Here is a 24,371-nt window from a genome sequence, read left to right on the forward strand (position 1 = left end):
CCTCGGGTCAGCGGTGTCGGGGCTGACGCGGGGCCCAGGCGAACGGTCCCTTGTCTGGTGCAGTCGTGCGGAGGTCGGGCTCCCTGGTGGTATCCACCTCAACGCCAGTCGCGCCGACCACCCCAGTCTACGGGGTGCGGTAGGAGCCCACGAACTTCTCGAGCACCTCGGGCGGGATGGGCTGGTCGAGGTTGGCCAGACGCACCTGGCCCTGCGCGATCAGCTTGCCGTCGGCCCCGGTCGAGTCGAGGTGCCAGAGCTGCTGGGTGCGGCCTCGGTGGATGGGGGTCGCGGTGACCGTGATCGTGTCGCCGACCTTGGCCTGACGGATGAAGTCGGTCGAGTTGTTGGTGCCGACCACGACACCCTTCTCGCCCAGCCACATCTGCCCGGCCACGCTCGCGGTCGACTCGTGGACCGCGCAGTAGATGCCGCCGTGCGGGATGCCGAAGGGCTGGAGGTGGTGCTCGGTGATCGTGAACCGCACGACCACCTTGTCGGGAGTCAGCTCGACGTGCTCCACGCCGAGCACGCCGTCGAGGCCGGGAACGTCGCTCATGGGGCGAGCGTAGGACCTCTGACGGATCGATCGACGAGCGGGCGACTTGAAACCCCTACCCCCTAGGGGTATACAGGAGGCATGCACCGACTCATCCTCGTCCTCCTCGCCGCCGTGGCGCTCGCGGGCTGCGGCTCGCCGAACACCGTCTCGGCCGACCCCGCCGACGTGACCTTCGCCCAGCAGATGATCCCGCACCACCAGCAGGCGGTGGAGATGTCCGAGCTGGCGCTCGACCCCGCCCGTGAGGCGTCCGAGCCGGTGCGCGACCTCGCCGGCCGCATCGGCGACGCCCAGCAGCCGGAGATCGAGACCATGCAGGGCTGGCTCGAGGACTGGGACGCGAAGGCCGAGGACCACGGCGACCACGACATGGGTGGCATGACCGGCATGATGAGCGACGACCAGATGAGTGCGCTCGCCGCGGCCACCGGCACCGACTTCGACCGGATGTGGCTGCAGATGATGATCGAGCACCACGAGGGCGCCGTGGAGATGGCCGAGACCGAGATCGCCGACGGTCAGGACTCCCGGGCCAAGGCCCTCGCGCGGGCGATCATCGACGCCCAGCGCGCCGAGATCACCGAGATGACGAGGCTGCTGGCATGACCGAGATCCACGATCCCACCGCCGAGGCCGGCGTCGTCCCCGGCTACTCCGACGACAAGAAGGCGGTGCTGGCCCGGCTGCGTCGTGTGGAGGGCCAGGTGCGCGGACTCACCCGCATGGTCGAGGACGACACCTACTGCATCGACGTGCTCACCCAGGTGAGCGCCACCACCAAGGCCCTCGAGGCCGTCGCGCTGAAGCTGCTCGACGAGCACCTCGCGCACTGCGTCGTCGACGCCGCCCGCAAGGGCGGACCCGAGGCCGACGCCAAGGTCGCCGAGGCCTCGGCCGCGATCGCCCGGCTCGTCCGGTCCTGATCAGCAGCCCACCGATTCCCCGCCCGAAGGAGGGCACACCATGAGCACCACCACCTACGCCGTCACCGGCATGACCTGCGAGCACTGCGTCGCCGCGGTCACCCAGGAGCTCTCGTCCGTCGAGGGCGTCACCGACGTCACCGTCGCGCTCGTCCCCGGCGGCACGTCCGACGTCACGGTCACCGGCCCCTCCGAGCCGTCGCTCGACGCCGTCGCGTCGGCCGTGGCCGAGGCGGGCTACACCCTGGAAGGACCCGCGTCGTGAACACCCAGGAGACCGTCCGCCTCGACGTGCACGGCATGAGCTGCACGTCGTGCGCGATGCGCGTCGAGAAGCGGCTCAACCAGCTCGACGGCGTGGAGGCGAGCGTCAACTACGCCACCGAGAAGGCCACCGTGCACGTGCCCGAGGGCACCGACCACCAGGTGCTGCTCGACGCCGTCGCGGCCACCGGCTACGAGGCCACGCTGCCCGACGCCCATCGCGGACACGGCGACCACGCCGGGCACGAAGGTCTCCACGGGGCCGCCTCGATGCGGCGGCGAGCCGTCGTGTCGGCGGTCCTGAGCCTGCCGGTCCTCGTGCTGTCGATGGTCCCGGCCACGCAGTTCACCGGGTGGCAGTGGGTGGCCCTGGCCCTCGCCACACCTGTCGTCACGTGGGGTGCCTGGCCCTTCCACCGCGCCACCGCGACGAACGCCAGGCACGGCGCCGCGACCATGGACACCCTCGTGTCCGTCGGCGTCGGCGCGGCCTACCTGTGGTCGCTGTGGGCGCTGTTCTTCGGCGGTGCCGGGATGCTCGGCATGCGGATGGAGTGGTCGTTGACCGGTGGCGGGTCCCACGAGATCTACCTCGAGGTCGCCGGCGTGGTCACCACCTTCGTGCTCGCCGGGCACTACCTCGAGGCCAACGCCAAGAAGCAGTCCAGCGCTGCGCTGCGGGCACTCATGGACCTCGGCGCGAAGACCGTCACGCTCCTGCGGGACGGCCGCGAGGAGCAGGTCCCCGTCGACGACGTCGCGGTCGGCAACGTGTTCGTGGTGCGGCCCGGCGAGACGATCGCCACCGACGGCGAGGTCGTCGACGGCGCGTCCGCGGTCGACGAGTCGATGCTCACGGGCGAGTCCGTGCCCGTCGAGGTCGGCGAGGGCGACGCCGTCACCGGCGCGACCGTGAACGTCGGTGGCCGGCTCGTAGTGCGCGCCACCGCCATCGGGTCCGACACCCGTCTGGCGCAGATGGCCCGGCTCGTCGAGGAGGCGCAGGAGGGCAAGGCCGAGGTGCAGCGCCTCGCCGATCGCGTGTCCGCCTGGTTCGTCCCCGGCGTCATCGCGCTGGCCCTGCTGACCTTCGCCGGGTGGCTCGTGATCGGCGGGACCCTCACGCAGGCGTTCGTCGCGTCGGTGGCCGTGCTCATCATCGCCTGCCCCTGCGCCCTCGGGCTGGCCACGCCCACCGCCCTCATGGTGGGCACCGGTCGCGGCGCGCAGCTGGGGATCCTCATCAAGGGCCCGCAGGTGCTGGAGTCGACCCGGCGCATCGACACCGTGGTGCTCGACAAGACCGGCACCGTCACGACGGGCGAGATGCGGGTCGTCGACGTCGCCCCGGCACCCGGCGTCGAGATCGGACGGCTCCGGGCGCTCGCCGCCGGCGTCGAGCACGCGTCGGAGCACCCGGTGGCGCGCGCCGTCGCCGCGCTCGTCGACCAGCCGCTTCCGGTCACCGACTTCGCCAACCACCCCGGCATGGGCGTGAGCGGTGTCGTGGACGGGGTGATGGTCCGGGCCGGTCGTCGGGGCTGGCTCGGCCACGACGTCGCGTCGTCGGCGCACGTGGGCACCACCATCGCCGTGGAGGCGGACGGTGCGCTGATCGGCACCGTGACGGTGGCCGACACGGTCAAGCCGACGTCGCGCCAGGCCGTGGCCGACCTGCGCGACCTGGGTCTGGAGCCCGTGCTCCTCACCGGTGACGCCCGGGTGGTCGCCGACGCGGTGGCGCAGGAGGTGGGCATCGAGCAGGTCGAGGCCGAGGTGACCCCCGACGACAAGCTCCGCACCGTGCAGCGGCTGCAGGCCGAGGGCCGCGCGGTGGCCATGATCGGCGACGGCGTGAACGACGCCGCCGCGCTCGCCGCCGCCGACCTCGGCATCGCTATGGGCACCGGCACCGACGTGGCCATCGCGGCGTCCGACCTGACGCTCGTCTCCGGCGACCTCGGTTCCGCGGTCGACGCGGTCCGGCTGGCCCGCGCGACCCTGCGCACGATCAAGACGAACCTGTTCTGGGCGTTCGCCTACAACGTGGCCGCGATCCCGCTCGCCGTCTCCGGCCTGCTCAACCCGATGATCGCCGGTCTGGCGATGGCCGCGAGCAGCGTCCTGGTCGTGACCAACAGCCTGCGCCTGCGTCGGTTCCGCGGCCAGGACAGGTGAGCCTGGGCTCCGTGAGGGGAGGCTGATCTTCGTTGCGCACGATGGAATTTCCCGCGAGGGTGGTGGTTGTAGAAGGAAGAACCTGACTGAGAAGGACGTGCACCACATGACCTCGACCACCCACACCGACGCCCCCTCGGCCCTCGCGACCACGTCGGAGATCGCGGCCGGCGTCGCCCAGTTCCTCACCCCCGTCGTCCACGACCTCGAGGCCCTCGTCGTCGATGGCAAGCAGGCCCACTGGCACGTGCGCGGCGGCAGCTTCGCCGGCGTCCACGCACTACTCGACGACCTCGTCGCCCACGCGCAGGACTTCGCCGACACGGCCGCCGAGCGCATCGTCGCCCTCGGCCTCCCGCTCGACTCGCGTCTGGCCACCGTGGCCGCCAAGTCGACGCTGCCGGCGCTGTCCGACGGCTTCCAGCCCTGGCAGACCACCGTCGCGCAGACCGTCGCGCAGATCGACGCGGCCCTCGTGACCGTGCGCGCGGCCGTCGCCGGCCTCGACGACATCGACCTGTCGAGCCAGGACGTCGCCATCGAGATCGAGCGTGGCCTCACCAAGGACCGCTGGCTGCTCCAGGCGCACATCGCCGCCTGAGCCTCGCCCGCTCGTCGAGCCCGATCCGCTGCTGCGGGTCGGGCTCGCTGCGTTCCAGGCCGGAGTCGCTGATCTGCGACGTCGAGCTGCGGAGGGGGTGGGGCTGCGTCGCCTCGGCTGGCTCTGGTCTCGATCTCCGAAAGGGCCTCGACGGAGCAGGGGCCCATGGCCTGCTCGAGCCTGCCGTCCGTGCCTGTCATCGGTGGATCCTCAACCTCAGGAGCACTCCTGCAGTTGAGGATCCACCGATGGGTGAGTCAGGGCCGCCCCATCGGTGGATCTGCAACCTCACGCGCCGCCCTGCGGTTGAGGATCCACCGATTGGGGGAAGGGGCCGGCGCGAGCGGTGCAGATTCCACCGATCGCCGGCCCGAGCGGTGCGAATTCCACCGTCCCAGCGCTGACACGGTGGAATCCGCACCGCTCCTCCCGCCCGCACCCGGCATTCGGTGGAGAAGTCACCGCTCGGGGTAGAGAAGGCGGTGGCCCGGGAGCTCGGCCGGGTCGCTGGGAGTCGCCCGGTCGAGGCCCTTTCGGAGACCGCACCCAGCACCAGCCGAGGCAGCGCAGCCCCGACCCCGACCCGACCCCACGAGCCCCACGCCGCGAATCGAAGTGACATAGGCCACCCTTGCCTCACACGAGGCAGGTAAGCCTATACTCACCTCATGAGGTCCCACCGCCGTCGCACCCCGCTGCAGCACGTGCTGCTGGCCGGCTGCGCCGACGACCTGGTGGTCCTGCAGTCGGTGCTCGCGATGCTTCCTTCCGACGTCTACGGACAGGTGGTCGTGGAGATCGAGCCCGACGTCGCGCTGCCCGAGCTCGACACGCCGGCGCGCGTGACCGTGCACCGGGTGTGGCCCGGCGCCGCCGACCGCGCCGTCGCCGCGTGGATCGCCGAGTGGATGCCCAGCGAGCCCGACGCCGCCCGCACCGTGGGCCTGTGGATCAGCGCCGGCTCGAGTGCCTGCGCCGTCCCGCTCGAGCTCGACGTCGTCGCCCAGACGATCTGACCCCGGCCCGCGCGCCTCACCTGTCGAGGTGGATGGCCATCCACACGTCGTCCACGGGTGAGCCGTCGATGACGAACTCGCCGACCAGCACGCCCTCGACGGCGAACCCGCACCGCTCGTAGAGACGACGCGCGGTCGGGTTGGTGCCCAGGACGCGCAGCGTCACCTTGGCCGCACCCTCGGCGCGGGCCCGCTCGACGGCGGCGCGCACGAGGGCCTCGCCCACGCCACGACCCTGCGCAGCCAGCAGCACGCCCAGTCCGTCGATGATCCGCACGTGGGAGTGGCTCGCCAGGTCGCCGGCAGGATGCAGGGCGACGTAGCCGACGACGACGCCGTCGAGCTCAGCCACCAGGAAGCCCTCGGGCCCGCCGTGCTGCTCACGGAAGAACGCGGGGTCCCGCTCCCGGTCCGGCGGGCTGCCGGGCGACCACCTCGGGCTCCACGTGACGTGGTCGATCTCGAGCAGCTCGGCGTCGTCGTCGATCGTGGCAGGACGGACGACGGGCTCGGCGTTCACGGCGCGATCGTGCCACGTCCACCGACCCGTGCACCCGTAGCGGGTGGATACTGACGCGATGACCCACCCGTGGCGTCCTGAGCGCGAGATCACCGTCGCCGAGGCCACCGCTGCCGTGCGCGAGCTGGGACTCGCCGGTGACGACGTCCGCCAGGTCGCGGCGGGGTGGGACAACTCGATCGTCGCCGTCGACCACACGTGGCTGTTCCGCTTCCCACGACGCTCGATCGCGCTGCCCGGGGTGGAGCGGGAGGCGCTCCACCTTCCGCGTCTGGCACCGCTGCTGCCGCTGCCGATCCCGATCCCCCGCCACCACGGCACCTACGGCGAGCCGCCCTGGCCGTTCTGGGGCGCCGAGGTGCTGCCCGGGACCGAGCTCGCCGTGACCCCGCACGCCGACGTCGAGTCCGTCGCCGGCGCACTCGGCCGCTTCGTGCGGGCCCTGCACGACGTGCCGCTCGACCCGACGCTCCCGGTCGACCCCATGGGGCGGGCCGACGCCGTCGACCGCGCCGCACGCACCCGGGTCATGCTCACGGACCTGCGGTCCGCCGAGGTCTGGCGCGACGACACCGCGCTCGACGCCCTGCTCGAGCGCGCGGACGGCGCACCACCGGCGCCGGACCAGGTGGTCACCAGCCACGGCGACCTCTACGCCAGGCACGTCCTCGTCGACGACGCCGGCCAGGCGTGCGGCGTGATCGACTGGGGCGACCTGTGCGTGGCGCACCCCGGCGTCGACCTCGCCTTCGTGTTCAGCGCCCTCGCGCCCCAGCACCGCGCGGCGTTCTGGGCCGAGTACGGCGACGTGGACGACGACACCGTCCTGCGGGCGCGCACGATGGCCGCGTTCTCGGCCGCCGCGGTCGCGTCCTACGCACGTGACACCCGGCTCGACGCGCTGCTGACGTCGGCGCTCGAACGGCTCGCGACGGTCGCCGTCGACTGACACCGCTGGGAACAGGCCACGCTCGCCGCTCGTTGAGCAGGGCATGACCACCATCGCCGTCACCGGAGCCACCGGCACCCTCGGTGGGCTCACCGCACGCCACCTCGCCGACGCGGCGTCGACCGGCGGTGCCGACGTGCGGCTTCTCGTGCGCGACCCGAGCCGCGCCCCCGACCTCGGGTTCAGCCTGTGGGAGTGCAGCTACTCCGACGGACCGAACCTGCGTGAGGCGCTCGCCGGCGTGGACACGCTCTTCTTCGTGTCGGCCCACGAGAGCGACGCTCGGGTCGACGAGCACCGGTCCGTCATCGAGGCCGCACAGGACGCCGGCGTCGGGCACGTGGTCTACACGTCGTTCGTCGGGGCGTCCGCCGACAGCACCTTCACGCTGGGCCGCGACCACGGCGCCACCGAGGACCTGCTGCGCGAGTCCGACCTCGGCTGGACGTTCCTGCGCGACAACTTCTACGCGGAGGTGTTCACCCACTTCGCCGACGCCGACGGCGTGATCCGAGGACCTGCCGGCGCCGGCCGGGTGGCCGCGGTGTCCCAGCGCGACGTCTCCGCCGTGGCCGCGCACGTGCTGCAGGACCCGGCGACCCACGCGGGCCGTGCCTACGACCTGACCGGTCCCGACGCCCTCACGCTCGACGAGGTGGCTGCCGCGCTCACGCAGGTGACCGGACGTCCGCACCGCTTCGAGGACGAGACCCTCGACGAGGCCCGCGCCAGCCGCGCCCACTACGGCGCGCCCGACTGGCAGCTCGACGCGTGGATCAGCACCTACACGGCGATCCGCGACGGTGAGCTCGCTGCCGTGAGCGGCGACGTCGAGCGTCTGCTGGGTCGCCCGGCGACGTCGTTCGCCGACGCGGTCGCCGCCGCAGCGCACTAGCGATGGCCTGAGGGACGGGAGCTAGAGGAGCGCGAGCAGCTCCCGCTCCTCGGCGCGGGTGAGGCCGGCCCTCCGCGGCCGGTCGATGCCGCGGGCCCGCTCGTCGGCGAGGGTGTCGACGGCGGTCTCCTCGAGGGAACGACGACGCAGACCGGCGTGCCCGGCGTGGCTCGTGTCCATGCGGACCATGCCGCCGTCCTCCTCCGGGAGCCACAGCGGCAGGGACCGCTCACCCGACCACGGCTGCACGCCGAGCTCCTCGAGACGCGCCGGGTGCACCGGCACGAGCCGGCCCCGGTGGCCCACCGCAGCGGCGATCCGCACGAGCGCGTCGCCCAGCGGCAACGACTCCCCGGCCAGGTTGAGCACGCCCGTGATCGAGCGCCCCGTGGCGTCGACCGCGAAGGCGGCGGCGTCGCGCACGTCGACCACCTGGCACCGACCGTCGGGCGGGTCGGGCACGAGCACGTCGTCCTCACCGGCCGAGCCGAGGCGCGCGGGCCAGTAGCCGAAGCGGTCCGACGGGTCGCCCGGTCCGGCGATCAGGCCGGCTCGCAGCACCAGCGCTCCGGGGTGGGCGCGTACCGCCTGCTCGCACGCGACCTTGCCCTCCCCGTACTGGTCGGGGTCGACCGTGTCCCCGACCGCGGGAGGGCGGAGCGGGTCGTCCTCGTGCATCGGGAGGGCGGGATCGGCGTAGACGTTGCCGGTCGAGACGAAGGTCCAGCGCCGCGCGTCGGCACCGAGCGCGGCGAGCGCCGACCGCACGTGGCCCGGCTGACGGGCGACGTCGACCACCGCGTCCCACGGGCCCTCGACGTCGTCGTACGCGTCGGCGTCGTCGCGGTCGGCCCGCACCCACTGCGCACCCTCGACCACACCGCCGCTCTCGCCACGCGCCAGGCAGGTCACCTCGTGGCCCCGCGCGAGCGCCTCACGCGCGATCTCGCGTCCGAGCCACGCCGTGCCGCCGAGGACCAGCCACCGTTCCATGCCCCACCCGACCACGCCGGGGCCGCCCGGCGCCAGGGATGTTCACCCAGGGCCAAAGGCCTAGGCTCGGTGCATGAGCTCCCTCGACGTCCTCTCCGTGACCGGAACCGCTGCGATCCGCGAGAAGATCGCCCTGCCCGGCGGTGGAGTCCTCTCGGTCAAGCTCGTCTCGCCCGACGGCGAGGTGCTGGCCGCCGTCGCCGTGAAGGCCACCGACGGACCGACCCCGTTCGAGCTCTCCGCCGACCCCGCGCTCGTGCCCGACCCCGACGCCGTGCGCCTGTGGGCCATGCTGCGCACCGACGTCGGCGTGTGGGGCACGCCCGAGCTGGTCTCCGTCCGCGAGGAGCTGATGTTGTCGCGGGTCGACGCCTGATGCCGCGGGGCGCACAGGTCACCCACCTGACGAAGGAGGAGATCGCCGCGGCCGATGCACCCGTGCTCGGCCGCATCGCGTCGCTCCTGCGCCCCTACCGTGGTCAGCTCGTGCTCGTGTGCGTGGCGGTGGTCGCCGCCGCCGCACTCACGTCGGTGATCCCGTTCCTCACCCGGGCGGTCTTCGACGACGCCCTGTTCCCGACCGACGGCAGCGCGGCCGACCTCGGCCTGCTCGGCAAGCTCGTCGCGTTCATGTGCCTCATCCCGGTCGTGACCGCGCTCATCTCGGTGGGCCAGAACTGGCTGACCGCCACGATCGGGAACTCGGCCATGGCCGACCTGCGCAGCCAGCTGTTCGCGCACCTGCAGACGATGGAGCTGGCGTTCTTCACGGCCACGAAGACCGGCGCGATCCAGTCACGGCTGGCCAACGACGTCGCGGGCGTGCGCACGGTGCTCACCGACACCGCCACGACGATCCTGCAGAACACCGTCACCGTGATCGCGGCCGTCGTGTCGATGGTGCTGCTCTCGTGGCAGCTGACCGTCCTGACGCTGATCCTCATGCCGGCGTTCATCGCCATCCAGCTGCGCGTCGGCCGACGCCGCCAGAAGCTGGCGCGACGCACGCAGGAGTCGCTGTCGGAGATGACCGCGATCACCGAGGAGTCGCTGAGCGTCTCGGGCATCCTGCTGTCGAAGGTGTTCGGGCGCGGCGAGTCCGAGACCGAGCGGTACCGCGAGGCGAACCGGGTGCAGGCGCGCCTCCAGGTGGCGCAGGCGATGACCGGCCGCACGTTCTTCGCGACGGTCCAGACGTTCTTCGCCATCACGCCCGCGCTCATCTACCTGCTCGCCGGGCTGATGATCACCGGCGGGCTGCCGGGAGGGTCGGAGGCGCTGACGGCCGGCACGCTCGTCGCGTTCACCACGCTTCAGGCCCGGCTGCAGATGCCGCTGCTGCAGCTCATGCGCGTCACGCTCGACGTGCAGACCTCGCTCGCGCTGTTCCGTCGCATCTTCGAGTACCTCGACCTCGAGCCCGCCGTGAAGGAGAAGCCCGGCGCCGTGGCGCTGCCCGCGGTGCGCGGCGACGTCGAGCTCCGTGACGTCTGGTTCCGCTACCCGGAGCCGAGGTCCCTCACCGGTGGCCGCGGAGGTGACCGGTTCGGTGAGTCGACGGTGCGGATCTCCCGTCCCGACGGGTCGACGGCGCCGTCCGTCGACGACACGTGGGCTCTGCGCGACGTGTCGCTGCGGATCCGACCCGGCCAGCTCGCGGCCATCGTCGGGCCGTCGGGGTCGGGCAAGACCACTGCCACCTACCTGGTGCCGCGGTTCTACGACGTCACCCGCGGTGCCGTGCTGATCGACGGCCACGACGTGCGCGACCTGACCCTGGACTCGGTGACCGGCTCCGTCGGCATGGTCACGCAGGAGCCGTACCTGTTCCACGGCACGATCCGAGACAACCTCGCCTACGCCCGTCCCGACGCCACCGCCGCCGAGATCGAGCAGGCGGCCCGCGACGCGAACATCCACGACCGCATCCTCAGCTTCGCCGAGGGCTACGAGACGATCACCGGCGAGCGCGGCTACCGGCTGTCCGGCGGTGAGAAGCAGCGGCTCGCGATCGCCCGCGTGCTCCTCGCCGACCCCCGCATCCTCATCCTCGACGAGGCCACGTCGGCGCTCGACACCGAGACCGAGCGGCTCGTGCAGCAGGCCCTGGAGCGGGCCCGCGCCAACCGCACCACCATCGCCATCGCGCACCGGCTCTCCACCATCCACGACGCCGACGTCATCTTCGGCATCGAGGACGGCGTCCTCGTCGAGCAGGGCACCCACGACGAGCTGCTGAGCGCCGGCGGGCTGTACGCCCGGCTCTACGTCGAGCAGTTCCAGTCCGGCCGGGGTCCGCAGCGTCCCGACGACCGCCGGGCCGACGTCAGCGTGTGACCGACCCCAGCCAGCGGGTCAGGTCGGCGGCGAGCGCCTCCGGTGCGTCGAGCTGGACCAGGTGACCCGCCCCGTCCAGCACGGTGAGGCCGGCGTGAGGCATGAGCTCCACGAGCCGGTGAGCACGGTCCACGGGGATCCAGGCGTCGGCCGACCCCCAGACCACGTGCACCGGTTCGTCGATGTCGCCGTAGCGCGGCTCGACCTCGTCGGTGTGCCGCTCGTCGGCCTGGGCGATCTGGCGGTAGAACGCCGGCTGTCCGAGGTCGCCGGTCCAGGGGTCGACGAGCATGGCGAGGTCGTCGTCGCGCAGTGACCGCGACGCGGCGCCGCGGACGTAGGCCTCCACCGCCCCTCGGTGGACCGCGGGAGGAAGCTGCTCGAGGACGTCCGCGTGCTGCTGCACGAGCGTGAAGAAGTCCGACCCCCACGGCGAGAGGGCGACCACGTCGACGAGGCACAACGACGCGTAGCGGACGTCGTGCAGGAGACGGGCGCGCAGGGCGACGGCGCCACCGATGTCGTGGGCCACGACGTGAGGTCGGTCCAGACCCCATTCCATGAGCAGGTCGGCGAACAGCTCACCCTGGGTGCCGAGGTCGACGGCGTCCTCCGGCCGCTTCGAGGAGTAACCAAAACCCGGCATGTCCCACAGGTGGACCGTGAAGTCGCGCGCCAGCGCGTTCGCGATCGGGCGCCACAGGGCCGACGACCACGGGGTCCCGTGCAGCAGGACGAGCGGCGGGCCGTCGCCGAACCGGTCCCACGCCACGGTGCGCCCGCGCCAGGTCAGCGACCGCCGGAGGACGCGGGCCGACGCAGACTCAGAGCCCACCGAGCCCCACGTACTTCGTCTCGAGGTACTCCTCGATGCCCTCGGCGCCGCCCTCGCGGCCGAAGCCGGAGGCCTTCACGCCGCCGAACGGGGCGGCGGGGTTGGAGACGATGCCCTGGTTGATGCCGACCATGCCGGTCTCCAGGCCCTCGTACACGCGGACCGCGCGGGCGTAGTCGGTGGTGAAGGCGTAGGCGACGAGCCCGTACTCGGTGTCGTTCGCCAGGCGCAGCGCCTCGTCCTCGTCGGTGAAGGTGAAGATCGGGGCGACCGGGCCGAAGATCTCCTCGGTGGTGACCTTCGCCGAGAGCGGGACGTCGGTGAGGACCGTCGGCGGGTAGAACCACCCCTGACCGTCGGGCACCTGGCCTCCGGTGAGCACGGTGGCGCCCTTCTCCACGGCGTCGTCGACGAGCTCGGCCACCTTGTCGCGCTGCTTCTCCTCGACGAGGGGGCCGACCTTGACGTCGTCCTCGAGGCCGTCGCCGACCTTGAGCGCGGCCATCTTGTCCGCGAGCTTGGTGGAGAACTCCTCGGCGACGTCGGCGTGGACGATGAACCGGTTGGCGGCGGTGCACGCCTCGCCGATGTTGCGCATCTTGGCGAGCATCGCGCCCTCGACGGCCGCGTCGACGTCGGCGTCGCCGAACACCAGGAACGGGGCGTTGCCGCCGAGCTCCATCGAGACGCGGAGCAGGCCCTCGGCGCTCTGCTCGACCAGCGACCGGCCGACCTCGGTGGAGCCGGTGAACGTGAGCTTGCGCAGACGCGGGTCGCGGATGATCGGCTCCATCACCTCGCCGGTGCTCTTCGTGGTGACGACGTTGAGCACGCCCTCGGGCACGCCCGACTCCTCGAGCACCTTGGCGAGCCACAGCATGGTGAGCGGCGTGAGGCCCGCGGGCTTGACCACCATCGTGCAGCCGGCGGCGATGGCCGGCGCGATCTTGCGGGTGCCCATCGCGAGCGGGAAGTTCCAGGGCGTGATCATCAGGCACGGGCCCACCGGCTGCTTCAGCGTGAGCAGACGCGTGGCGCCGTTGGGTGCCACCGAGTAGCGGCCCGAGATGCGCACCGCCTCCTCGGAGAACCAGCGCAGGAACTCCGCGCCGTACGTGATCTCGGCCTTGCTCTCGCTGAGCGGCTTGCCCATCTCGAGGGTCATGATCGTGGCCAGCTCGTCGGCGCGAGCCGTGACCGTCTCGAAGGCGGAGCGCAGGATCTCGCCGCGGTCGCGCGGCGGCACCTTCGCCCAGCCCGCCTGCGCGGCCACGGCGGCGTCGATCGCGGCCTTGCCGTCGTCGACCGTGGCGTCCGCGACCTGCACGAGCGTGGAGCCGTCGGCGGGGTTCTCCACCGCGAACGTCGAGCCGCCGCTCGCGTCGCGCCAGGAACCGCCGATGAACAGCTGGGTGGGGACGTCGGGGAGGGCTGAGGAGGTCATGGTTCGAGGCTAGACCTGCTGCCCTCGCGCGCACCTCATCACCGGTCGATCGCCGAACGGCGCGTCACCGCGGCAGGCGAGCACGCCGTCCTCGACCTCGACAGCTGGGAGGCGGGCGGTAGATGGCCCGCGCTACCGGAGCCCCCGGCGGTAGGTGGCGCGCGGATACGACGCCCGTATCCGCGCGCCACCTACCTGGACCGTTGGGCGAAACGCGCCGCAGGACCGGGACCGCCCTACGACACCCGCCGCACGTGCAGCGAGGGCTCGACGACGTCCGGGTGAAGCACCGAGGCCATCGCCTCGACGCCGTCGACCAGCCGAGGACCCGGTCGCACCACCACGGCGTTGCCGTCGATCGCCCACACCTGGGCGTCGGGCAGCTCCCGCACCACCACCGCGGCCTGCTCGGCCGCGCCGTCGAGCCCGTAGCCGCACGGCGCCACGAGGACGACGTCGGGCCGCTCCGCCCGCAGGCCGTCCCACGCCGACGGGCCGGACGGGGTCCCCGGGTGCATGCCCACCGGCTCGCCGCCGGCAGCCGCCACCTGGTCGGGGATCCAGTGGCCACCCGTGAACAGCGGGTCCACCCACTCGACCACGGCCACCCTCGGCCGTGGCCGGCCCTGCGCCGCGGCGGCGACCGCAGCGAGCCGCTCACGCAGTCCGGCCACGACGTCGCGCCCGCGACCGGGCACACCCGCCGCGGCGGCGACCCGCTCCACCGAGGCCAGCACGTCCTCGAGGGTGTGCGGGTCGAGCGTCAGCACGTCGGCGCTGCAGCCCAGGTGCGCCAGCGCCTCGTCGACCCGGTCGGTCGGCAGCGCGCACACGCGACACAGGTCCTGGGTGAGCACCAGGTCGGGCTCGACGTCGGCCAGTGCTCCCTCGTCGAGGGTGTACAGGTCCACACCGGCGGCTCGACGTTCCCGGACGTACGCGTCGATCTCACCGGGCGTCCAGCCGCTCGTGTCGGCGCCGGTCACCACCACCCGGTGGTCCAGCCGCGCCCGGGCCGGCTCGTCGCACTCGAAGGTCACGGCCGCGAGCCGGTCGCCGAGGCCGAGGGCGTAGACGATCTCGGTGGCCGACGGCAGCAGCGACGCGATCCGCGAGACGGCCACGACGTCGCCCACGGTCAGCGCTCCCGGTGGAAGCGCGGCAGCTGACGGACCCGCACCACGACGAAGACCGCGATGACGAGCAGCACGCCGAGGATGACGACCTTCTGGAACGTGTCGGCGTAGGGCTCCACCTGCTCCCAGTTCTCGCCCAGCCGGTAGCCGGCGATGACGAAGATGCTGTTCCAGATCAGGCTGCCGGCCGTCGTGAGAAGGAGGAACAGCGCGAACGGCATCTTCTCCACGCCCGCCGGCAACGAGATCAGGCTGCGGAAGATCGGCACCATCCGGCCGAAGAAGATCGCCTTCGTCCCGTGCCTCGCGAACCAGGCCTCGGTGCGCTCGAGGTCGCTGACCTTGAGCAGCGGGACCTTCTCGAACACCCACACGGTGCGGTCGCGTCCGTAGCCGCGACCCAACCAGTAGAGGATCGCGGCACCGATGACCGACCCTGCCGTCGTCGCGAACAACGCACCGGCCAGGGAGAACGTGCCCTGCGCGGCGGCGAAGCCGGCCAGGGGCAGGATGATCTCGCTCGGGATCGGTGGGAACAGGTTGTCGGCCCCCACGGCGATGGCCGCACCCACCAGCCCGAGCCGGTCCATCAGGTCGACGGTCCAGCCGGCGAGGCCGCTGTCGGGACCCGTGGAGGTGGCGGACTGCACGAGTGCGGTCGACAGGGCGCTGATCACGGTGCCGAGGGTACCTGCGTCGGCCCACCCGCCCCGGTCGCCTTCCTGCGCCGACGGCGTCGTTACGGTCGGAGCATGCGATCTGTGGGCGCGACCCTGACGGCTGCCCTCGTCGTGGTGGCTCTCGTGGCCGGTGGCTGCACCGGTGGACGGTCCGCCGGCGCCGAGGACGGTCCGGTGGTCACGCGCTCGCCCGCGAAGGGCGTCGACGTCATCGACGTCCCGACCCCGGCCAGCGCTGCCCTCGGGGTGAGTCGCCGCCTGTTCGACAGGTCCGAGGTGGTGGTCCTCTCGTCACCGGACCCGGAGGTCCAGCAGCTCGCCGAACGGGCCGCGCGGCGCCTGGGCGTGCCGATGCTGCTGCCCGGACCTGCCGTGCCGGCCGAGATCGAGCGCCTGGGCGCGCGCACCGTGCTCGGCATCGGCACGGCTCCCGACGTCGCCGGGCTCCAAGAGGTCGAGCCCACACCCGCCGCGGTCGGCGCGGCCGTGGACGACCTCCCCCGCGCGGACGTCGAGCCACGCGACGTCGTCGTGCTCACCCGCGCACCGGGTCCCAACCGCGCCGCCGTGACGACGGCGCGCATGGCCGGGGCCACCGTGCTGCGCGCACCCGACGCCGACCCGCGCTCCGCCCCCGACGTGGTGGCGGCCCTCCGCGACCGGCCGAAGGCGGCGGTGATCGGCCTCGGACGCCCGTTCCGCCACGGGCTCGGGTACCAGGTGATGGCCGTCCGGCGGAACCTGGAGCAGCCCGGCGGCGGGCTGCTCGCCTTCCCCGGTCGGCACGTCGTCGCGCTCTACGGCCACCCGGGGACCCCGTCGCTCGGCCTCCTCGGCGAGCAGGGGGTGGGTGCCACCGTGAAGCGTGCCGAACGGGTCGCCGACCGGTACCGCGCGCAGACGAAGGCGAAGATCGTGCCCGCGCTCGAGATCATCGCGACCGTCGCGTCGGCATCGAAGGGCAAGGACGGCGACTACTCCGCCGAGGCCGACGTGAAGGACCTGCTGCCGCTCGTGCGCGCCGCCGAGAAGGCCGGGCAGTACGTGGTGATCGACCTGCAGCCGGGTCGGACCGACTTCCTGACCCAGGCGAAGCGCTACCGGTCGCTGCTGCTCCGGCCGCACGTGGGCCTGGCGCTCGACCCGGAGTGGCGGCTGAAGAAGGGCCAGAAGCACCTGCGCCAGATCGGGTCCGTGAAGGCGGCCGAGGTCAACCGCGTCTCCGCGTGGCTCTCGAGGCTGACCCGCGAGCAGCGGCTGCCGCAGAAGCTCTTCGTGCTGCACCAGTTCTCGACGTCGATGATCAAGGACCGCGCGACGGTCGTGACCACCCACCCGGAGCTCGCCACCGTCATCCACGTCGACGGTCAGGGCACTCCGGCCGCCAAGAAGGGCACCTGGGCGACCATCCGCCGCGGAGCACCCGACGGCGTGCACTGGGGCTGGAAGAACTTCCACGACGAGGACGAGCCGATGCTCACGGCCCGGCAGACCTGGAACGTACGACCACGTCCGGACCTCGTGACGTACCAGTGACGGCCAGGGAGGCCACCACGCCCGCGGGCACCCCGTGCGCGGGACCGAGGTCGACCAGGTGGACCGGCCGCGGGTCGGCGACGTCGACGACCGACCACGAGACGAGCTCCGCAGGGTCGTGAGCCGCGGACACCGCCAGCTGGGACGGGTCCGCGGCGAGCCCCACACCGACCGCCTTCAGCACGGCCTCCTTGCGGGTCCACGTGCGCAGCAGTGCCGACGACGTCGGTGCAGGGGCGTCGTGCGGCCCGAGGGCGACGTCGGCCAGGTGCTCGACGTCGGTGTCGAGCGGCTCCATGTCGACCCCGACCCGGGCTCCTTGCACGACCGCGACGAGGGCGAGCCCACCGGCGTGCGCCAGTGACAGGCCGAGGGCGGGCTCGTCGGTGACGACCGGCTGCCCGTGGCCGCTCGAGCCGCACCCGGGGCACGTCCGCACGACCTCCACGTCGGCGCGGCCGAGACGCTCGGCCGCCGCGCGCTCCAGCAGCTGCTGACCGGGGCGCCGCTCGCCGGGGGCGACCGTGGCCCACCAGAGATCGACGCGCACGGCGTCAGCGTAGGGCGCTCAGCACGCCGGCGGGTCGGCCGAGCAGAGCGAGTGGTCCGCGGGTGCGTCGGCCGCGACACGCGCCAGCAGCGACCTGAAGACGTCGGCCTCGTCGGCGGACAGGCCGGCCAGCACGCTGCGCTCGACCTCCTGGATGCGATCGGTCGTCTCGCGCAGGACCGTCTCGCCGTCCGACCGCAGCACGACCTGACGGGCTCGCCGGTCAGCGGGGTCCGGCCGGCGCTCCACCAGGCCGGCGCGCTCGAGGTCGTCGACCAGGTAGGTCATGACGGTGCGGTCGATGCCCAGGCTCGCGGCGAGCGTGGCCTGGTTGCTGCACTCCCCCTGACCGGCGAGCGACAGCACCTGGAACCCCCGCGGTCCACCGGGCAGCTCGGCCACGGCGTCGTGGGCCGCGTCGAGGTAGCGCCGCAGCACCGCGCCGAGAGCCTGGCCGAGGTCGACCCGCGCGGCGGCGGGTTCCCGTGCGAGGGCAGGGGTCTCGGTCATGACCCCATCGTAGCGCGACCTGCGTCCGTGACGATCATCACGATTGACGATCATCGTCTGTGTATATGATCTGTGCGACAGACGATCTCTTCCGACTTCAGGAGCACCCCATGACCACCATCTTCCGGCTGGACTCCAGCATCCGCGTCGAGGGCTCGACGAGCCGCGCCGTCGCCGACACCCTCGAGGCCGCCATCGTCGAGGCCGAGGGCGACGGGGTCACCGTCACCCGACGCGACGTCGGCACGCAGCCCCTCGACGGCTCGCTCTGGGCCACCTCCGCGTTCGCGGGCTTCGTGCCCGAGGAGTCGTGGACGCCCGAGCAGCGCGCGGCCAAGGCGCAGGCCGCGCAGCTCGCCGACGAGGTCGTCGAGGCGGACGTCCTGATCATCGCCACACCGCTCTACAACTTCGGCGTCTCGGCCCACCTCAAGCTCTGGATCGACACCGTCATCTCCGACCCGCGCTTCGCGCCCGGCACCGAGACGGTGAAGGGCAAGCCCGCCTTCCTCGTCGTCGCGAAGGGTGGCGGCTACGGCGAGGGAACCCCCCGCGCCGGCTGGGACCACGCGACGGCCTACCTGCGCCGCATCCTCGAGGACGTGTGGGGCCTCGACCTCGACGTCATCGAGACCGAGCTGACGCTCGCCGAGGTGACGCCCCAGATGGCCGAGCTCCGCGACCTCGCCCGCGAGCAGCTGGCCGAGTCGCACGAAGCCGCTCGCGCGAGCGGCCGCTCGGTGACGCTGAAGCTCCGGTCGGCGGCCTGACCCTGCGAACGGGACCGGGCGACCCCCGCCCGGTCCTACGCTGACGCTCGTGGACCGATCGCGCGTCGCCGTCAGCACTGGATTCCTGCTCCAGGGCTTCGTCTTCGCCGCGATCGTCACCCAGACGCCCCGTCAGCAGGACCGGTTCGGCCTCGACGAGGCGGACGTGACGCTGATCCTCGTCGTCGTCGCGGCGATCGCCGGCCTCGGCAGCGTGCTCGCCGGGATCCTCGCGACGCGACGGTCCAGTGCCGCGGCGCTCACCACGTCGCTCGTGGGCATCGGCGTGGGTGCTGCGGCCATCGGCTGGGCGCCCAGCCACCCGCTGCTGCTCGCGGGGTTCGTGGTCTACGGGATCGCTCTGGGCGGGGTGGACGCCACGATGAACATGCAAGGGGTCCGCGTGGAGGGGCTGCGCGGCCGCAGCATGATGACGGGGTTCCACGCCTGCTGGAGCATCGGCGGCATCGTGGGCGCCGGCTACGCGGCCCTGGCCTCGCGACTCGACGTCTCGGTCGCCGCGAACCTGACGGTGGCGGCGGTCCTCGTCGTCGCAGCCGCGCTGGTCGTGCGTCGCGACCTGGTCTTCGACGCTCCGGGCAGCCACGTCGAGGACCTCGTCGCGGCCGCGACGGTCCGCGTGCCGTGGCGGCCGGTGCTGCTGTTCGGCCTGGTCATCTGCCTGTTCTACGCCGCCGACACCGGCACGGGGACGTGGAGCAGCGTGTACCTGGAGGACGCGATGGACGCCTCGGCCGGGCTCGTCCCGCTCGGCTACGCCGCCTACCAGGCGGGCGCCCTGGTCTCCCGTCTCTGCGGCGACCACCTGGTGCGTCGCGCGGGCGCGGCCTCGGTGGTCGCCGCCGGGACGGCGCTCGGACTGGTCGGCTACGTCGCCGTGCTCGTCGCACCGTCGGCGGTGGCCGCGGTGGTCGCCTTCTTCGTGGTCGGTCTCGGGCTCGCGGTCGTCGCGCCGCTCGGCTTCGCCGCGCTCGGTGCCGCCGTGCCGCCCGAGGCCGCCGACGCGGCGATCGCCCGGATGAACATCGCCAACTACGTGGGGGCGATCCTCGGCGGCGGTCTGATCGGAGCGGTGGCCGAGGGCGGTGGTCTGCGCTGGGCCTTCGTCGTGCCGCTGGTGCTGGTGGCACCGATCCTCCTGCTGGCGCGCTCCTTCGGCCGGGCCGATCCCGCGGCGCGACGACCGGCCGACCAGACCTCCCCCGACCCGGCTCCCACCGACCCCACCTAGCCCGACGCCGACCGCCACAACGTGGCCCACTGCTCGGGGCTGACGTCGCGCGGGAGCCCCCTCGGGTCCACCCCGGCACCGACGCACCACCGTCGGGTCGTCGCGACCGGTGTCGACGTGGCGCGCGCCAGCACCTCGGCGAGCCCGCGGCCACGGCCGGTGAACACGCGCCGCACCAGCTCGGCGTAGCGCCGCTGGTCCGTCGGGGGGACCAACGGCTCCGGTCGGCGCCGCACCACCAGCAGCCCACCGTCGACGCTCGGGCGGGGACGGAACGCAGCGGCCGGGACGCGGTCGTGCAGCGCGAAGGTGAACCACGGGGCCGTCTGGGCGGTCATCATGGTCGACCCACCCACACCGGCCCGCTTGCGAGCGACCTCCCACTGCACGAGCAGGACCGCATCGGTCCAGACGGGTGCTGCCAGGACCTTCCGCAGCAACGGGGTGGTGAGGTGGAAGGGCAGGTTGCCGACCACCACGCGGCTGCGGGGTCCGAACCGGTGCTGCGTGGCGTCGGCGTGCACCACCTCCACGCCCGGCAGCTCCCGACGGAGCGCGGCGACCCGGTGCTCGTCGAGCTCCACGGCGGTGAGGGGCCGGCCGAGATCGGCGAGGGGACGGGTCAGGGCGCCTCGTCCGGCGCCGATCTCGAGGATCGGCCCGCGGGTGCGGCGCACGAGTCGGATGATCGCCTCGACGGTGCGAGGGTCGTGCAGGTCGTTCTGGCCGAGCTCGGCTCGGCCACCGTGCTGGGAACGGTGAGTGGGCATGCGTGAACGCTCCGTGGCGTCGTCGGGTCAGGACGCTTGCGGCGGCGCGTACGTGCGACGGTGTCGAGCAGCGGCGCCGTCAGGCGCGGCGCTCGCGGACCGTGCGGGTGGCGGCCACCATGGCCGCTCCGATCAGGGTTCCCATGGCGACCATGGTGCCAGACCCGCCGGTCGGGCTGTTGTCGCCGCCCTGGCGCCCGGTGCCCTCCCACCCCGCGCCCCGTCGCCCTGCTCCGGTCACCACGCGCCCGGTAGCCTCGCAGGGTTGCGATCCGCAACCACTCCCGACGCCATCTGAAGACCCGGAGGACCCGCCCGTGACGACGCCGCGCCGACGTCAGCTCGTCACGTTCACCGTCCTCACCCTCGCCGTCGCGTCGTTCACGCTCCTGCAGTCGCTCATCATCCCGGTCCTGCCGCTGATCCAGGACCACTTCGACACCACCCAGAGCACCAGCACGTGGGTGCTCACCGCCTACCTGCTGTCCGCGTCGGTCTGCACGCCGCTGCTCGGCCGCATCGGCGACGCGTACGGCAAGAAGCGGATGATGGTCATCGTCCTCGTGGCGCTGGCGATCGGCTCGCTCATGGCGGCGCTCGCGCCCAGCATCGGCTGGCTGCTCGTGGCCCGCGTGGTGCAGGGACTCGGCGGCGGCGTGCTGCCGCTCTCGTTCGGCATCATCCGCGACGAGTTCGACGACCAGCGCCGCGGGCGCGCCCTCAGCGTCATCGCCTCCCTGGCCGCCGTGGGCTTCGGCGTCGGCATCGTGCTCGGCGGCCCGATCGTCGAGGTGCTCGGCTACGCCTGGCTGTTCTGGCTGCCGATGATCGCGACCGCGATCGCGGCGCTCGGGGCGGCGTTCCTCGTGCCGGAGTCGCCGGTCCTCACCCCCGGTGGCATCCCGGCGACGCCGGCCGTGCTGCTCGCCGCCTGGCTCGTCTGCCTGCTGCTGCCGGTCAGCCAGGGGAACGTGTGGGGCTGGACGTCGTGGCCCGTGCTCGTCCTCCCGGCGCTGGCCGTGGTCCTGCTCGTCGTCTGGGTCGTGGTCGAGCTGCGCGCCGACGTGCCGCTCATCGACATGGCGATGATGCGCCGGCGTGGTGTCTGGACCGCCAACCTGGTCGCGGCCGGCGTCGGCTTCGGCATGTTCGCGGCCTTCGGCTTCCTCCCGCAGCTGCTGCAGACCCCCACCGAGGCCGGGTACGGCTTCGGGGCCACGACCACCGAGTCGGGTCGGCTCATCGCACCGTCGGCGCTCGCGTCGTTCCTCGTCGGGTTCGTCACGGCCCAGCTCGTCGCCCGCCTCGGCGCCAGGACCGTGATCCTCACCGGCACGCTGCTCAACGGCCTCGCCTTCGCGTCCATCGCCCTGTTCCACGACCAGACCTGGCAGCTCTACGCGGCGATCACCGTGCAGGGCATCGGTGGTGGTCTGGTGTTCTCGAGCCTGGCCAACGTCGTGATCGCGTCGGTCCCGGCGCACCAGACCGGGGTGGCGAGCGGCATGAACGCCAACATCCGCACGATCGGCGGGTCCATCGGGTCCGCCGTCATGGCGGCCATCGTGACGAGCAGCACCGGCGTCGGCGGGTTCCCGCTCGAACGCGGCTACACCGTCGGCTTCCTGGTGCTCGCCGGTGCGATGTTCGTGGCCGCCCTGGCCTCGCTCCGCATCCCCGACATCCGCGCCGTCGACCAGGAGGCGGTCGAGGACTCCACCGACCTCGCCGACGAGCCGGCCGACGCGTCGCCGGCCGCCGTGCCCGTCACGTCACGCTGAGCTCGGCCAGCCGCTGCACGAGAACGGCGTACTGAGGCGCCACCCGCCCGGGATCGGCCGGGCGTGCGACCGTGGTGCCACCGGAGACGATCTCGTGGGGCGCGAACTGCTCGCGCGTGAGGTCGACCTCCGAGCCGTCGGGCAGACGGTTCCACCAGTGGAAGTCGACGCGCTCGCCGTCGACGTGCACCTCGCCCCTGACCAGCTCTCCGCCCAGGTGGTCGTGGACCACCAGGACCGTGGTGATGCACTGCCCCCGCGCGGGGTTGCCCGGGTGCCACACCGACCGGTCCTCCGGGGCGCAGGTGTCCGGCCCCCAGGCTCGACGCAGCGCGCCGGCCAGCTCCGCGACACCTGCCGGGGCCGTCACGTCAGCCGCCGTAGAACTCGCCTGCGGCAGCACCGGGCGACGGCTCGGCGTCGCGAGCCATGGGGGTGAAGCGCGAGTAGTGGCCCTGGAAGCTGACGGCGACCTTGTTGGTCGGTCCGGAACGGTTCTTGGCCACGATGATGTCGGCCTCGCCGGGCCGCTCGGACTCGCCCGCGCTCGTGGCGTCGGGCCGGTTGATGAGGAAGACCATGTCGGCGTCCTGCTCGATCGATCCGGACTCGCGCAGGTCGGAGATCTGCGGGGTCTTGTCGGTGCGCTGCTCCGAGCCACGGTTCAGCTGGCTGATGGCGATCACCGGGACGTTGATCTCCTTGGCCAGCAGCTTGATCTGGCGGCTGAACTCCGAGACCTCGACCTGGCGGTTCTCGACCTTCTTGCCCGACGTCATGAGCTGCAGGTAGTCGATGACGATGAGCCCCAGCTTGCCGTCGGCCGCCTTCTGGATGCGCCGGGCCTTCGACCGGATCTCGGGCATCGTCATGTTGGGCGAGTCGTCGATGGTGATCGGCGCACCCTGCACCCGCGGCATGACCCGGCTGACCGAGTCCCAGTCGCGGTCGGTCATGCCGCCGCCGCGCATGTGGTGGATGGCGACCTTGGCCTCGGCCGAGAGCAGACGCATGGCGATCTCGGCGCCCGACATCTCCAGGCTGAAGATGGCCGACGGGACGTTGTTCTTGATGGAGGCGGCGCGGCAGAAGTCGAGCCCGAGGGTGCTCTTGCCGACGCCGGGCCGGGCGGCGACGACGATCATCTGGCCGCCACGGAAGCCGGTGGTGAGCTTGTCGAGGTCGGGGAACCCCGACTCCAGGCCGGCCATGTCGCCGTCGCGGCTCTGGATGTCGTCGATCTCCTGGATGGTCTGCGCCATCAGCTCGGAGATGACCCGGTAGTCGTCGGTGCCGCTGCTGCCGTCGACGTCGAGCACCTCGGCCTGGGCGCGGTCGACGATCTCGGCGATCTCGCCGGTCTCGGCCCAGCCGAGGCCGGCGATCTTCTGGCCGACCTCGATGAGGCGGCGCAGGATGGCCTTCTCGCGGACGATCTCGGCGTAGTAGTCGACGTTGGAGGCGATGGGCACGCCGGCCACGAGCGTGTGCAGGTACGGGGCGCCGCCCACGCGGGTGAGGTCGCCGCGGCGCTGCAGCTCGGCGGAGACCGTGATGGCGTCGGCGGGCTCGCCGCGCTGGGCGAGGTCGACGATCGTCTCGAAGATGGCCTCGTGGGCGGGGCGGTAGAAGTCGCGGCCCTCGAGGAGGTCGGCCGCCGGGTCGATCGCCATCTTGCTGAGCAGCATGGCGCCCAGGACGCTCTGCTCGGCCGGGAGGTCCTGCGGCGGGACGCGTCCGGCGGGGACGTCGTCGGGCTCAGGCCCCATCGCGTGCAGATCGGCGACAGTCACCGGCATCCTTCCTCTCTTCGCCCACCCCACGGTAGGTCGGACCTCGGACACCGCCGCCCCTGGTGATGGCGCACAG

27 protein-coding genes are annotated in these 24,371 nt (G+C 72.6%); 14 read left to right on the forward strand and 13 right to left on the reverse strand.

Going from position 1 to position 24,371, the window contains the following annotated elements:
• Positions 1 to 127: 127 nt before the first annotated feature.
• Positions 128 to 559 carry a PaaI family thioesterase gene (locus NBW76_RS02020; RefSeq protein WP_055962284.1) on the reverse strand — a complete coding sequence of 144 codons (432 nt, stop codon included), beginning with the start codon at positions 557 to 559 and terminating at the stop codon, positions 128 to 130.
• Positions 560 to 640: 81 nt separating this feature from the next.
• Here NBW76_RS02020 and NBW76_RS02025 point away from each other — a divergent pair, with 81 nt between their 5' ends.
• From NBW76_RS02025 to NBW76_RS02050, 6 genes are all read left to right on the forward strand, one after another.
• Complete coding sequence (locus tag NBW76_RS02025; RefSeq protein ID WP_056556953.1) at positions 641 to 1,168, forward strand: DUF305 domain-containing protein; 528 nt, start codon at positions 641 to 643, stop codon at positions 1,166 to 1,168.
• Positions 1,165 to 1,485 carry a metal-sensitive transcriptional regulator gene (locus NBW76_RS02030; protein WP_056556950.1) on the forward strand — a complete coding sequence of 107 codons (321 nt, stop codon included), beginning with the start codon at positions 1,165 to 1,167 and terminating at the stop codon, positions 1,483 to 1,485. The genes NBW76_RS02025 and NBW76_RS02030 overlap by 4 nt, the downstream gene beginning before the upstream one ends.
• A gap of 40 nt (positions 1,486 to 1,525) precedes the next feature.
• The gene (locus NBW76_RS02035; protein WP_055962293.1) at positions 1,526 to 1,750 is read left to right on the forward strand and encodes a heavy-metal-associated domain-containing protein; all 225 of its coding nucleotides are present in this window, start codon (positions 1,526 to 1,528) and stop codon (positions 1,748 to 1,750) included.
• Positions 1,747 to 3,927, forward strand: a complete 2,181-nt coding sequence (locus NBW76_RS02040) for a cation-translocating P-type ATPase (protein WP_255353977.1) — start codon at positions 1,747 to 1,749, stop codon at positions 3,925 to 3,927. The genes NBW76_RS02035 and NBW76_RS02040 overlap by 4 nt, the downstream gene beginning before the upstream one ends.
• 106 nt (positions 3,928 to 4,033) lie before the next feature.
• On the forward strand, positions 4,034 to 4,528 hold the full coding sequence (locus NBW76_RS02045) for a Dps family protein (RefSeq protein ID WP_055962296.1): 495 nt from the start codon (positions 4,034 to 4,036) through the stop codon (positions 4,526 to 4,528).
• Positions 4,529 to 5,196: 668 nt separating this feature from the next.
• Positions 5,197 to 5,544 (forward strand): hypothetical protein, encoded by a 348-nt coding sequence (locus tag NBW76_RS02050; protein WP_056556947.1) that lies wholly within the window; start codon positions 5,197 to 5,199, stop codon positions 5,542 to 5,544.
• 16 nt (positions 5,545 to 5,560) lie between these two features.
• On the opposite strand, the gene NBW76_RS02055 is transcribed toward NBW76_RS02050, so the two are convergent.
• Positions 5,561 to 6,064 carry a GNAT family N-acetyltransferase gene (locus NBW76_RS02055; RefSeq protein ID WP_056556944.1) on the reverse strand — a complete coding sequence of 168 codons (504 nt, stop codon included), beginning with the start codon at positions 6,062 to 6,064 and terminating at the stop codon, positions 5,561 to 5,563.
• Between the two features lie 58 nt (positions 6,065 to 6,122).
• Between NBW76_RS02055 and NBW76_RS02060 the strand changes: the two genes are divergently transcribed.
• A complete protein-coding gene (locus tag NBW76_RS02060; RefSeq protein ID WP_056556941.1) occupies positions 6,123 to 7,013 on the forward strand; it encodes a phosphotransferase in 891 nt (296 codons plus the stop codon).
• Positions 7,014 to 7,056: 43 nt separating this feature from the next.
• Complete coding sequence (locus NBW76_RS02065) at positions 7,057 to 7,908, forward strand: SDR family oxidoreductase (RefSeq protein WP_056556938.1); 852 nt, start codon at positions 7,057 to 7,059, stop codon at positions 7,906 to 7,908.
• A gap of 21 nt (positions 7,909 to 7,929) precedes the next feature.
• Here NBW76_RS02065 and NBW76_RS02070 read toward each other — a convergent pair whose 3' ends face one another.
• Positions 7,930 to 8,901, reverse strand: a complete 972-nt coding sequence (locus tag NBW76_RS02070; protein ID WP_056556936.1) for an NAD-dependent epimerase/dehydratase family protein — start codon at positions 8,899 to 8,901, stop codon at positions 7,930 to 7,932.
• A 73-nt stretch (positions 8,902 to 8,974) separates the two neighbouring features.
• On the opposite strand from NBW76_RS02070, the gene NBW76_RS02075 reads away from it, so the two are divergent.
• Entirely contained in the window at positions 8,975 to 9,277 is a 303-nt protein-coding gene (locus NBW76_RS02075; protein ID WP_056556933.1) for a YbaY family lipoprotein, read from the forward strand.
• Positions 9,277 to 11,238, forward strand: coding sequence for an ABC transporter ATP-binding protein (locus NBW76_RS02080; RefSeq protein ID WP_056556930.1), 1,962 nt, complete (start codon positions 9,277 to 9,279; stop codon positions 11,236 to 11,238). The genes NBW76_RS02075 and NBW76_RS02080 overlap by 1 nt, the downstream gene beginning before the upstream one ends.
• Here NBW76_RS02080 and NBW76_RS02085 read toward each other — a convergent pair.
• From NBW76_RS02085 to NBW76_RS02100, 4 genes are all read right to left on the reverse strand, one after another.
• Positions 11,228 to 12,073, reverse strand: coding sequence for an alpha/beta fold hydrolase (locus NBW76_RS02085; protein WP_056556928.1), 846 nt, complete (start codon positions 12,071 to 12,073; stop codon positions 11,228 to 11,230). The two genes, NBW76_RS02080 and NBW76_RS02085, sit on opposite strands and share 11 nt — an antisense overlap.
• Positions 12,063 to 13,517 carry an NAD-dependent succinate-semialdehyde dehydrogenase gene (locus tag NBW76_RS02090; protein WP_055962327.1) on the reverse strand — a complete coding sequence of 485 codons (1,455 nt, stop codon included), beginning with the start codon at positions 13,515 to 13,517 and terminating at the stop codon, positions 12,063 to 12,065. Before NBW76_RS02090 ends, NBW76_RS02085 begins: the two co-directional genes overlap by 11 nt.
• A 236-nt stretch (positions 13,518 to 13,753) precedes the next feature.
• Positions 13,754 to 14,653, reverse strand: coding sequence for an ABC transporter substrate-binding protein (locus NBW76_RS02095; RefSeq protein WP_056556925.1), 900 nt, complete (start codon positions 14,651 to 14,653; stop codon positions 13,754 to 13,756).
• Positions 14,654 to 14,655: 2 nt separating this feature from the next.
• Positions 14,656 to 15,330, reverse strand: coding sequence for a DedA family protein (locus NBW76_RS02100; RefSeq protein WP_235493078.1), 675 nt, complete (start codon positions 15,328 to 15,330; stop codon positions 14,656 to 14,658).
• Between the two features lie 75 nt (positions 15,331 to 15,405).
• Between NBW76_RS02100 and NBW76_RS02105 the strand changes: the two genes are divergently transcribed.
• Positions 15,406 to 16,869 (forward strand): hypothetical protein, encoded by a 1,464-nt coding sequence (locus tag NBW76_RS02105; RefSeq protein WP_156364905.1) that lies wholly within the window; start codon positions 15,406 to 15,408, stop codon positions 16,867 to 16,869.
• Here the strand turns inward: NBW76_RS02105 and NBW76_RS02110 are convergent.
• Positions 16,811 to 17,419, reverse strand: coding sequence for a 4'-phosphopantetheinyl transferase superfamily protein (locus tag NBW76_RS02110; RefSeq protein WP_056556919.1), 609 nt, complete (start codon positions 17,417 to 17,419; stop codon positions 16,811 to 16,813). The two genes, NBW76_RS02105 and NBW76_RS02110, sit on opposite strands and share 59 nt — an antisense overlap.
• A gap of 18 nt (positions 17,420 to 17,437) precedes the next feature.
• Positions 17,438 to 17,929 carry a MarR family winged helix-turn-helix transcriptional regulator gene (locus NBW76_RS02115; protein ID WP_055962339.1) on the reverse strand — a complete coding sequence of 164 codons (492 nt, stop codon included), beginning with the start codon at positions 17,927 to 17,929 and terminating at the stop codon, positions 17,438 to 17,440.
• 110 nt (positions 17,930 to 18,039) lie between these two features.
• Here NBW76_RS02115 and NBW76_RS02120 point away from each other — a divergent pair, with 110 nt between their 5' ends.
• Together NBW76_RS02120 and NBW76_RS02125 are read left to right on the forward strand one after the other, a co-directional pair.
• Positions 18,040 to 18,699, forward strand: a complete 660-nt coding sequence (locus tag NBW76_RS02120) for an FMN-dependent NADH-azoreductase (protein WP_056556916.1) — start codon at positions 18,040 to 18,042, stop codon at positions 18,697 to 18,699.
• 49 nt (positions 18,700 to 18,748) lie between these two features.
• Positions 18,749 to 19,951 (forward strand): MFS transporter, encoded by a 1,203-nt coding sequence (locus tag NBW76_RS02125; protein ID WP_162239235.1) that lies wholly within the window; start codon positions 18,749 to 18,751, stop codon positions 19,949 to 19,951.
• Here NBW76_RS02125 and erm read toward each other — a convergent pair.
• Positions 19,948 to 20,721 (reverse strand): 23S ribosomal RNA methyltransferase Erm, encoded by a 774-nt coding sequence (erm, locus tag NBW76_RS02130; protein ID WP_056556911.1) that lies wholly within the window; start codon positions 20,719 to 20,721, stop codon positions 19,948 to 19,950. The two genes, NBW76_RS02125 and erm, sit on opposite strands and share 4 nt — an antisense overlap.
• 79 nt (positions 20,722 to 20,800) lie before the next feature.
• On the reverse strand, positions 20,801 to 20,965 hold the full coding sequence (locus tag NBW76_RS02135; protein WP_156366867.1) for a hypothetical protein: 165 nt from the start codon (positions 20,963 to 20,965) through the stop codon (positions 20,801 to 20,803).
• 73 nt (positions 20,966 to 21,038) lie between these two features.
• Here NBW76_RS02135 and NBW76_RS02140 point away from each other — a divergent pair, with 73 nt between their 5' ends.
• Complete coding sequence (locus tag NBW76_RS02140) at positions 21,039 to 22,502, forward strand: MFS transporter (protein ID WP_056556908.1); 1,464 nt, start codon at positions 21,039 to 21,041, stop codon at positions 22,500 to 22,502.
• On the opposite strand, the gene NBW76_RS02145 is transcribed toward NBW76_RS02140, so the two are convergent.
• Positions 22,489 to 22,872 (reverse strand): hypothetical protein, encoded by a 384-nt coding sequence (locus NBW76_RS02145; protein WP_055962354.1) that lies wholly within the window; start codon positions 22,870 to 22,872, stop codon positions 22,489 to 22,491. The two genes, NBW76_RS02140 and NBW76_RS02145, sit on opposite strands and share 14 nt — an antisense overlap.
• A gap of 1 nt (position 22,873) precedes the next feature.
• Complete coding sequence (gene dnaB / locus NBW76_RS02150; protein ID WP_200931213.1) at positions 22,874 to 24,271, reverse strand: replicative DNA helicase; 1,398 nt, start codon at positions 24,269 to 24,271, stop codon at positions 22,874 to 22,876.
• Positions 24,272 to 24,371 lie beyond the last annotated feature (100 nt).

The organism is Aeromicrobium sp. Leaf245 (genome assembly GCF_942548115.1).
GTDB lineage: Bacteria > Actinomycetota > Actinomycetes > Propionibacteriales > Nocardioidaceae > Aeromicrobium.